Source organism: Mucilaginibacter arboris (assembly GCF_009754915.1).
GTDB classification, from domain to species: domain Bacteria; phylum Bacteroidota; class Bacteroidia; order Sphingobacteriales; family Sphingobacteriaceae; genus Mucilaginibacter_A; species Mucilaginibacter_A arboris.
The window spans coordinates 226,732-237,519 of the sequence record NZ_WPIK01000007.1; the positions used below are offsets into that span (position 1 = coordinate 226,732).

Consider the following 10,788-nt stretch of genomic DNA (forward strand, 5'->3'; position numbering starts at 1 on the left):
GCATAACAAACAAAAACCTGTCGTAAAACCAGGCTTTAAAATTGCCACGGCCTTCAGGCCGTGGGTGATATAAACGCAGGTAGCGGCTTTAGCCAAAAAAAGAAGCATACAAAAAAATATGGAATAAATTTTAAACAGGCTCAAAGAAGCATGGACATTTTGATGGTATCGATTTAAACAGGTACTCACTTTCTCATTTCATTTATTACCAATAGATTGACCATTCATGATTTAAACCGATTTTAAAAACCATACAAATAATCGTCTGTTGATTAGAAATGAAATACAGAAAATTATGCCTGGCTATATGCTTTCTGATTGGAGGATTGGCCATCAGCAAGGCACAGGATATCAAAACAAAAGACGTTCCTGCTGTAGTTAAAGCGGCATTTAGCAAACAATATCCTAATGCCAGTGACATTGATTGGAAAAGATCCGGTTCAAACTACAAGGTATCATTTGATCTGGGAAAAGTTGACCACAAAGCAACTTATACGCCGGCAGGCAAAACTGTATCTTACGGGAAAGATATTCCTAATTCATCACTTCCGAAAACTATTGCTGATAACATTAGATCCAGATATCCAAAAGCAACCATTGATGATGTGGAATGGATCAATACGGCAGGGAAGATCACTTATAAAATTGGCCTTGACGGAACACCTGATGCTACCTTGTGGTACACTTCGGATGGTAAATTTATAAAAGAAGTTGCTGATTAATGTTTTTTAGATTGGTCTGTTCGTCCCCGGTATCATTCTTTTTTCTTAGGCTTTGAATAAAGCGCTTTTACAAATCCTGTCATGCTAAATCTTCTGCTTCTTTTACCGGGTAAAAATTGGTATTTGCATCCACTTAAATCAATCAAAAACAAGTACAACATTTTTAGGTGATAAAAGAAGCATCAACCCAAAAAAAGTTTAAACAACTTCAGTAATAGCTGGCCGTAATTATAATAAATATTGCCTAAACAAAAAACCCGTAACCAAAGCAGCTACGGGTTTTTAAAAGGATCCGGCAAATATTATTTTCCGGATGGAGCAGTTGCCGGGGTTGGTTTTTTATCAAAATCACCGGCTTTTACAATGCTGATATTGCTGCTGTTCAGATATTTCTTAACCGCATTGTTCACCTGCTGTGAAGTAAGCTTGCTGATTTCATCATCCATTTTTTGCCAGAAAGCAATTTTCTCGCCATAATAACTATAATTGTTCAACGTGCTGGCCAGCGATGCGTCCTGTGCCAGGGTTACCTGCCGCGATTGCAGAAAGCCTTTTTTAGCTTCTGTAAGTTCCTGTTCGGTAAAACCATCTTTGGCTACTTTATCAATTTCTTCTTTAAAAGCAGCATCTAAGCGTTTTGCATTTTCGGGCGCATAAATGGCATACGTTAAAAACATACCATTATTCTGATCAAAATAGCCAGCATTGAAACTGGAACCTACACCATAACTAATGCCTTCTTTCTGACGGATCCGGGCAGCTAACCTGGAATTTAGGAAACCGCCACCAATCATATAATCAGCCATAATCATAGCCGGATAATCTGCATCTTTCATGCTTAGTTTAACTGGCGTCATCGCAAAAAAGAAAGCATTTGCTTTGTCGGGAGTCTCAATTTTTTTGTTGATGGCCGGATAGGTTTTGAATTTTGATACCAGGCGGCTATAAGGCTGCGGGCTTTTCCAGTCGGCAAATTCACTGGTAATTAAAGCTTTTACCGGTGCGGCATCAAAATCGCCAACAACGGTCATATAACCGTTTGATGCGCCGTAAAAGTCTTTATAAAAGTTTTTGACATCGCTTTCTTTTACATCATTAATTGCCGCTACAGATTCATCTATGCTGCGTACGTAACGAGGATCGTCCTTAGTGTAAGGGCTTGCATAGCGCTGCAGTTCTAATACAGCAATATTGGTAGGTTCCCTGCGCTGTGCTTCCAGCGCGGTAATCCGGTCTGATTTTAATTTATCAAGTTCTGCTGATGGAAAAGCCGGTTCTTTCAGCATTTCAGCCACCAGTTTGATCACAGCGGGCAGGTTTTCGTGTGTTGTTTCAATATTAGCCGTAATTGCTGAAGCATCGCCGCCGAAATTAACGCGGGCTTTCAGTTTATCCAATTCATCCTGAATCTGCTGGCGGGTTTTATTTTTAGTGCCTTTGTTTAACATGGCTGCTGTAAAGCTTGGCGCCATGCCTTTGCCTTGCAGGTTGCTTTCGTTTCCGAAACGGAAGGTTAATAAAGCATTTACAGCTTCTCCGCGGTTTTTCTTAGTCAGCATGTTAACGGTAATACCACCTATTTTACTGGTAGTTAACCGGCTTTGTATATTAGCAGGTGTGGCATCAAAAGCTTCGCCTTGTGCAATATTTTGCGAGCCGGTATAACCATTTAACAAAGCAGCCAGGTTTGGTGCAGGAGGAATTTCTGCACGTTCCGGTTTTTCGGTAGGTATAAACGTACCCATGGTACGGTTAGATGCTTTAAAGTATTTATCTGCTACCCGTACAACATCGGCAGCAGAAACTTTTTTCAACTGATCGCGCTGGTAAAAAAGCAGCCGCCAGTCGCCTTGTGCAATATACTCGCTTAACCCTAAACCAATCTGTTCGGAAGAGTTAAGCTGAAGCTCGATATTTTTAAGGTACTTGGTTTTGATCCGGTCCACGTCCTGCTCTGTTGGTTTCTCTGCGGAGAAGTTTTCTACCGTATTAATCAAAATATCCCGGGCTTCGTTCAGGTCTTTATCCTTAGGCAAGGTTGCGCTGAACATAGCCACGCCCGGATCTTTGGTTTCATAATCTTCTCCCGAAACCCTGCTGGCCTTTTTAGTTTCAACCAGTTTTTTATATAACCGCCCGGAAGGTACATCGGTTAGCAAGCCTTGCAGTACTTCGATGGGCTGAAAATCGGGATGTGAGCCTGAGGGGATGTGGTAAAGCGTACTTACTAATTGTATGTCTCCTACGCGGCGTAAAGTAACACTGCGTTCCCCGTCCTGTGTAGGCTCAACGGTATAAATAGCTGGTAATACTCGGGTAGGTTTAGGGATAGTGCCAAATTTTTGGTTGATAATCGTTAATACTTTAGCCGGGTCAAACTTACCGGCAACAGTAAGCACAGAATTGTCGGGCTGATAAAATTTATGGTAAAAAGCCTGTAGCCGGTCAATCGGTACCAATTCTACATCAGCGCGGTTACCAATGGTTGATTTACCATAGTTATGCCACAGGTACGCAGTTGACATCATGCGCTCCTCCAAAATTCTTTCCGGGCTGTTCTCGCCGGATTCCATCTCGTTGCGCACCACGGTAAACTCTTTATCCAGATCGGCCTTGGCAATAAAAGAATTGACCATCCGGTCTGCTTCCAGATCGAGCGCCCAGTTCATGTTCTCATCTGTAGCGCTAAAAGTTTCAAAATAATTAGTGCGGTCCAGCCAGGTAGTGCCATTTGGATTAGCGCCGTGCGCACTTAATTCCTGCGGGATATTGCGGTGCTTTGGTGTGCCTTTAAAAACCATGTGTTCCAGCAAGTGCGCCATCCCGGTTTCGCCATAATTTTCAAACTTAGAACCTACTAAATAAGTGATGTTTACCGTAGCCGTTTGTTTAGTCTGATCAGGAAAAAGCAAAACCCTTAAACCATTGCCAAGCCGGTATTCGGTAATGCCTTCAACAGTAGTTACTTTAACAGGTGCAGTTACGCTGGCAGCATGAACTGCCGGTGCTTTTTTTACCGGTGTTTTTTGTGCGCTTACCGGCAATGCAAACGCTGCCAGGGCAGCACTAAGCAGTATAGCCTTTTTAATGATTACCATGTGGTTAATGATTTATGTTAATGTTGATTAAGAGGCAATATAATATTGTAAGTGATTTATTACAAACAAAATATAACTTTAATTTCGTGTAATTTTAACAACAATAAATACTTGGTTAAATCCTTTAACCTTAAAAGCAATTTCTTCAGCTTTTTAAGCTTGGAAAGTCTTCAGCATTCACTGAAAATTGTTGATAGTTACTGTCCCATATATTGTATCTAAACAAACATACAATCGCCCATGCTTCTTTTACCAGCATAAAATTTATACGGATTAAAGCAGGAAATAAATTTACTTAAATTTGTGTAAAAAAGAGAAGTAAATGGCATCTTTAATAATCGAAAGCAATAACCCTAAAAATCTGAAAATATTGGCCAAGTTAGCCAAGCAATTAGGAGACAAGGCAAAAATGGTAACGGATAAGCCAGTAGAAAATCAGCTTCAAAAGCTTACCCAGGAAGAAAAGCATTTGCTAAGTGCCTTTAAACAAGCTGATTTACTAAAAGCCGGCAAACTTACAACGGTTGATGCCAAAGCGTTTTTTGAATGAGGCTTAAAGGGTTAAAGCGATTGTACAAGTATTTATAAACTTCTCCTACTTTACAATCTCAAAAACAGCCTGCACTTGATAATTCAGCTTAATCTTTTTAAAATCAATATCTGGTTCTGTTGCTTCTGCGCTGGCAGCCTTCATCATCATAGGCCGAAAAACAGGTTGTTGCATCGGTTCGTTATTGATTTCCTGAATATCAATAGCACCGCCTAATTTTTCACCAATTCCGCTTAACAAAAAAGTTGCTTTAGCTTGGGCTGCTTTTAAAGCTTTCAACTTTAGCTCGTTTTTTAATTGTTCAATTCCTGAATAATCGTAACCATCAATTCCGGTAGATTCTATGCCTTTATCATCTACAGCATCTAAAATCTGATTGATTTTATTTAAATCGTGCAATTTTAAACGGTATTGTTTGGAGGCAAGAAAATCAGCGTTCTTCTTTTTCTCAGGAATATAATTATAGGATGATATATTGTTGATGGTAAAATCAGCTTTTGGAATGCCTGCAGTATTTATGGCTTTTTGTAATTGTTGCTCTAAAGTGCTGATGCTTACTTTGTTTTTTCCGTTCAGATATTCTTTCAGTGAAATACTGAAGTAAATAATATCCGGCGTAATTTCTGTTTCGGCGCTGCCGGTAACCTGGATTTTTCTCCGCAGATCAACACTTTGGGCAAAAATAACAGGACTTATTGTGGAAAGTAATAGCAGAAGTAATAGCTTTTTCATGATTGATAGATTTATTGCATAGACGGGCGTTTGCGCATTTGGTAGCAAGGAAATTCCATTTTTTATTCAATTGCAGTATAAAACATTGCTGCTCAGCCTTAAAAATATTGTAATAAATGTACATACTATTTTTATGCCGGTAAAAGAAGCATTAAAATAGTTGATAAAAGTAATCAGCATAAAAAGCTAAAAACGTAAAAAGCCGGAACAATTAGTCCGGCTTTTTACGTTTTTTAGCTGATGTCTAACATATTATTCTTCTACAATTTCGCTGTTTGGCTGTGGTTCTTCTTTAATATCTTCTTTAAAATACTTCTTTTGATTAAGCAAAATCAGCACTACACCAATAGAAATGGCAGCATCGGCCAGGTTAAAAACCGGCCTGAAAAAAATGTATTCTTCTCCGCCCCAAATTGGGACCCACGGTGGAAAAATGCCCGTTAGCAGCGGAAAATAAAACATATCGACTACACGGCCTTGAAACAAAGGTGCATAATGATACATGATGCCATAAAAAGCCGAATCAATGATATTGCCCAAAGCGCCGGCAAAAATAAGCGCAATGTTGATAATGAGGCCACGATGGTATTTGTGCCGGATCAGGTAAACCAATCCGTAAGCAATACCAGAAACGGCCAGTATGCGAAACAATGTTAACGCATACTTTCCGGCTTCGCCACCTAATTCCCAGCCAAAAGCCATTCCGTTATTTTCGGTATAATGCAAAAAGCCCCTGTTGCCTAACAGCTTTATTTCCTGGCCAATATACATGTTTGTGTGCACCCACGTTTTCAGGATTTGATCTGCCAGTACAATAAAAGCGGCAATTAAAAAAGGCTTTGTATAAGTGGCTTTCATTAATACTGTTTCATTTTGGCTTCCATACTCAGCGTGGTGTGCGGTACGGCGCGCAAACGTTCTTTTGGGATCAGTTTTCCGGTTTCGCGGCAAATGCCGTAAGTCCTGTTTTCAATTCGTCCTAAAGCTGCTTCCAGTTGTTCTATAAATTTTTTCTGACGGGCAGCCAGCTGGTTAATCTGTTCTTTTTCGAGTGTTGCAGAGCCGTCTTCCAATGTTTTATAAGTGCCAGAAGTATCGTCTGTTCCGTTAGAATTCGGACTGCTTAAAGAAGAAGTTAAATTGTTTAGTTCTTGTTTGGCTATCCTAAGCTTTTCTAAAATAATATCTTTAAATTCTTTTAGTTCAGCATCAGAGTACCTGGTTTTTTCGTTTTGTTCAGTTTTCATTATACTTTTTTATATCAATTAATAATTCCTCATCGTTAATCATCACTTTTTCGCCCTCACTTAATTGTGTATCGAGTACTAGATCTGCTGCTAAAATTTCGGCGCAAATATAGGATAAATTATTTCTGACGGCCTGTGTAACAATAGGTTTGTCTTCAATACGTATATTTATCCTGTCGGTTACTTCCAATCCGTTACTTTTACGTAAATTTTGGATACGGTTAACCAATTCGCGCGATACGCCTTCCTGTTTCAACTCTTCTGTTAAAGCTACATCCAGCGCAACTGTTAGTTTACCAAGTGATGCAACCTGCCATCCGGGTACATCTTCGGCGGTAATTTCTACTTCGGAGGAGAGTAACAAGTAGGAAGTATCAGGTATGAGGATCTGACCGCTTTGTTCTAATTTGTTAATATCTTCCGGACTAAATTTTCCGATTGCTTCCGCCACCAGTTTCATATCTTTCCCAACTTTTTTGCCTAATGCTTTAAAATTAGGTTTGATTTTTTTGCTGATAAAAGAAGCATTGTCGGTAATGTATTCAATATTTTTGATATTGGTTTCCGACAGGATCAGTTCTTTCACCTGCTCAATTTGCTGCTGAAAATGCGGGTTCAGGATTGGCAATAAAATCTTGCTTAAAGGCTGGCGAACATTGATGCCAACTTTTTTACGAAGTGAAAGCGTTAACGACGAAATATCCTGCGCCAGTTGCATCCGTTCTTCCAGTTCTTTATCAACCAAATCAGGATGATAAAGCGGAAAATCGGCCAGATGTACCGATTCTCTCTTTTCTTTATTGGTGATGCCATTCAAATCGCAAAACAAACGCTCCGCAAAAAACGGCGCAATTGGCGACATCAGCTTGGCAATCGTAACCAAACAAGTGTATAAAGTTTGATAAGCAGAAAGTTTATCTTCGCTGTAATCACCTTTCCAAAAACGGCGGCGGCTTAGCCGAACATACCAGTTGCTTAAATGCGCATCCACAAAATCCTGAATGGCGCGTGCTGCTTTTGTCGGTTCAAAATCAGCATAAAAACCATCAACTTCTGCACTTAAAGTATTTAATAGCGATAAAATCCAGCGGTCAATTTCAGGTCGGTTTTGCAATTCGATATCAGCTTCTTCGTACTCGAAATTATCGATGTTGGCGTATAAAGCAAAGAAAGAGTAAGTGTTGTAAAGCGTGCCGAAAAACTTGCGGCGCACTTCATCCAAACCTTCCAGGTTAAATTTTAAATTGTCCCAGGGTGATGCATTGCTGATCATGTACCAGCGCGTAGCATCCGGGCCATATTGTTCCAATGTTTTAAACGGATCGACAGCGTTGCCCAAACGCTTGCTCATTTTGTTGCCGTTTTTATCAAGTACCAAACCGTTGGAAACGACATTTTTATAAGCAACAGAATCCATCAGCATTACGGCAATGGCATGCAGCGTAAAAAACCAGCCACGGGTTTGGTCAACACCTTCTGCAATAAAATCAGCAGGGAAAGAGTTGGTAAAAGCTTCTTTGTTTTCAAAAGGAAAATGATGTTGCGCATAAGGCATCGCACCAGAATCAAACCAAACGTCGATTAAATCCGGTTCGCGGAACATTTTTTTACCGGTTGAAGAAACCAGAATAACATCATCAACAAACGGACGATGCAGATCTTCCAACACAAAGTTTTGTGGCATAAAAGAAGCATCGATAGATTTCTGGATTTCGTTTTTCAGATCCTTAATCGAACCAATGCAAATTTCTTCTGAACCATCTTCTGTCCGCCATATTGGAAGCGGTGTTCCCCAGTAACGGGAACGGGAAAGGTTCCAGTCAACCAAATTTTCCAGCCAGTTTCCAAACCTTCCGGTTCCGGTTGATTCCGGTTTCCAGTTAATGGTTTTATTCAGTTCCACCATTCGTTCTTTAACCGCCGTAGTTTTAATAAACCAGCTATCCAGCGGATAATATAAAACCGGTTTATCCGTGCGCCAGCAATGTGGGTAACTGTGCTCGTATTTTTTTACGTCGAACGCTTTGTTGTCTTCTTTTAATTTGATGGCGATTAAAACATCAGTCGGTTTAAAATCGGGATCAGCACGTTCGGCATCGCTGTAATATTCTTCTTTTACAAAACGTCCGGCAAAATCGGTTACTTCATCAACAAAACGGCCTTGTTTGTTCACTAACGGAACTTCTTTGCCGTTTTCATCTTTTACTAAAACCGAAGGAACGCCGTTTGCACGCGCAACCCGAAAGTCATCCGCTCCGAAAATAGAAGCGGTGTGAACGATACCAGTTCCGTCATCCGTCGTAACAAAATCACCGGGAATAACGCGGAAAGCATTTTGCTCCAGATCTTCGTTATCAACATAAGGCATTAATTGATGATAACGCAAACCCACTAATTCTGCACCTTTAAATTCGGCAGCAATTTCCCAGGGAATAATTTTATCTCCCGATTTATAACCGGTAAAAGAAGCATTCTCACCTTCTTTTTTAAAGTATTGATTGATCAGGTCCTTCGCCAAAACCACGCTAACCGGCGCGTAAGTGTAAGGATTGAATGTTCGGATTTTTACATAAGTAATGTTATCGCCAACGGCCAGCGCACAATTGGATGGCAAAGTCCATGGCGTAGTAGTCCAGGCTAAAATAGCAGTATCTTCCGTTTCTTCCTCAAACAAAACCGGAATTAACGGATGGATTTGATTGTTGATCAGATGAAATTCTGCCGTAATAGAAGTATCTTTAACATTACGGTAAGTTCCGGGCTGGTTCAGTTCATGCGAACTTAAACCTGTTCCGGCAGCAGGCGAATATGGCTGGACAGTATAACCTTTGTACAGATAGCCTTTTTTGTAAAACTCCTTTAAAATCCACCAAAGCGTTTCAATGTATTCGTTTTTGTAAGTGATGTACGGATCTTCCAGATCAACCCAATAACCCATTTTTTCGGTCATGTCGTTCCAAACATCCGTATATTTCATTACCTCTTTTCGGCATTCGGCATTATAATCTTCGATAGAAATCTTTTTGCCGATGTCGTCTTTGGTAATGCCTAAAGCTTTTTCAACGGCAAGTTCAATTGGCAAACCATGCGTGTCCCAGCCGCCTTTACGTTTAACCTGAAAACCTTTCAGCGTTTTATATCTGCAAAAAATATCTTTAATAGAACGCGCCATCACGTGGTGAATGCCAGGCATACCGTTTGCCGAAGGCGGGCCTTCATAAAAAGTGTAAGGTTTGCTTGCCGGGCGGCTGCTGATACTTTTTTCGAAGATGTTGTTCTGCTTCCAGAATTCCAGAATTTCGTTTCCGAGTTCCGGCAGGTTAAGCTGCTTATATTCCTTGTACATCAATACGTTTACCTCAGATTTTTGAGGTGCGAAAATACGGATTTCAGCTGAATTTTTAGCCTTTTAATGTAAACAAATTGAAGTAAAAAAATTAATTTATGCTTCTTTTATCAGCATAAAAACAGTGTCCTCACCTAAATCCTCCCCAAAGGAGAATACTTGAAAAACCTTGCCCAACACTAATTTTTTGCCGGTAAAAGAAGTATGTGTTTTTATAACGGATTGTTTTAGTTTAGGAGGATGTTACACAAAACGCGCGGCATTGTATTTAAAACCACAGATTACAGCGAAAGCAGCGTGATTGTGCAGGTTTTTACGGAGAAATTCGGGCTGCAGTCCTACTTAATTAATGGCGTTAAAAAGCCGAGGGCGAAGATTAGCAGGAGCATGTTGCAGCCGCTTCATCTGCTGGAAATGGTAGCTTACCATAAACCAAATGGAAACATTCAGCGGGTAACCGAATTGAAAAATGCACCGGTTTTAAAAACTGTTCCTTATGATGTAATTAAAAGTTCGCTGGTTATTTTTTTAAATGAAGTGGTTTACAAAGCAGTACGGCAGCAGGAAACCGATCCAAACCTGTTCAATTTTATTTTTTATGCGGTAGAATGGCTGGACAACCAAGAACTTGGTTTGGCGAACTTTCATCTGCTGTTTTTATTGCAGCTGAGCCGGTATTTAGGTTTTCATCCCGAACGAAATGAAGCAGAAAATGCAGCTTATTTTGATTTGAAAGATGGTTTGTTTATCACTTTAAAACCAGAACATAACTTGTATTTAGCGCCGCCTTATACACAATATTTCAATTTACTAATCGGCAAAAGTTTTGAAGATTTGGTTGAAATTAAACTACCAAATGATGTCCGTCGTTTTCTCTTGGATCGAATGATCGAATATTATGCATTGCATATTGATAGTTTCGGGCAAATCAAATCGCATGAAATACTGGAAGAAGTGTTGGGATAAAACAAAGATATTTGAAGGATTAAGGCGTTTATCTTACAAAACAAAACTCATATCCTGCAACTGTTTCAATATCTATACTGTGCAATTTATTTTCCGAAGCAGGTATCGCAAATAATCTAATAAGAAT

At 39.9% G+C, this 10,788-nt stretch carries 8 protein-coding genes; 3 read left to right on the top strand and 5 right to left on the bottom strand.

Going from position 1 to position 10,788, the window contains the following annotated elements:
- Positions 1 to 278 precede the first annotated feature (278 nt).
- Positions 279 to 722, top strand: a complete 444-nt coding sequence (locus GO621_RS09800) for a PepSY-like domain-containing protein (protein ID WP_157566493.1) — start codon at positions 279 to 281, stop codon at positions 720 to 722.
- Between the two features lie 302 nt (positions 723 to 1,024).
- On the opposite strand, the gene GO621_RS09805 is transcribed toward GO621_RS09800, so the two are convergent.
- Positions 1,025 to 3,820: a M16 family metallopeptidase gene (locus GO621_RS09805; RefSeq protein WP_157566495.1), complete on the bottom strand. Its 2,796-nt coding sequence runs from the start codon at positions 3,818 to 3,820 to the stop codon at positions 1,025 to 1,027.
- A gap of 322 nt (positions 3,821 to 4,142) precedes the next feature.
- Between GO621_RS09805 and GO621_RS09810 the strand changes: the two genes are divergently transcribed.
- Positions 4,143 to 4,370 carry a hypothetical protein gene (locus tag GO621_RS09810; RefSeq protein WP_157566497.1) on the top strand — a complete coding sequence of 76 codons (228 nt, stop codon included), beginning with the start codon at positions 4,143 to 4,145 and terminating at the stop codon, positions 4,368 to 4,370.
- A 45-nt stretch (positions 4,371 to 4,415) separates the two neighbouring features.
- Here the strand turns inward: GO621_RS09810 and GO621_RS09815 are convergent, their stop codons facing one another.
- The 4 genes from GO621_RS09815 to ileS all read right to left on the bottom strand — a co-directional run bounded on the left by GO621_RS09815 (position 4,416) and on the right by ileS (position 9,695).
- Positions 4,416 to 5,102, bottom strand: coding sequence for an SIMPL domain-containing protein (locus GO621_RS09815; RefSeq protein ID WP_157566499.1), 687 nt, complete (start codon positions 5,100 to 5,102; stop codon positions 4,416 to 4,418).
- Positions 5,103 to 5,354: 252 nt separating this feature from the next.
- Positions 5,355 to 5,960 (bottom strand): lipoprotein signal peptidase, encoded by a 606-nt coding sequence (locus GO621_RS09820; protein WP_157566501.1) that lies wholly within the window; start codon positions 5,958 to 5,960, stop codon positions 5,355 to 5,357.
- A complete protein-coding gene (locus GO621_RS09825) occupies positions 5,960 to 6,349 on the bottom strand; it encodes a TraR/DksA family transcriptional regulator (protein WP_157566503.1) in 390 nt (129 codons plus the stop codon). The genes GO621_RS09820 and GO621_RS09825 overlap by 1 nt, the downstream gene beginning before the upstream one ends.
- Positions 6,339 to 9,695, bottom strand: a complete 3,357-nt coding sequence (ileS, locus tag GO621_RS09830; protein WP_157566505.1) for an isoleucine--tRNA ligase — start codon at positions 9,693 to 9,695, stop codon at positions 6,339 to 6,341. Before ileS ends, GO621_RS09825 begins: the two co-directional genes overlap by 11 nt.
- 240 nt (positions 9,696 to 9,935) lie before the next feature.
- Between ileS and recO the strand changes: the two genes are divergently transcribed.
- Complete coding sequence (gene recO / locus GO621_RS09835) at positions 9,936 to 10,661, top strand: DNA repair protein RecO (RefSeq protein WP_157566507.1); 726 nt, start codon at positions 9,936 to 9,938, stop codon at positions 10,659 to 10,661.
- Positions 10,662 to 10,788: the final 127 nt, after the last annotated feature.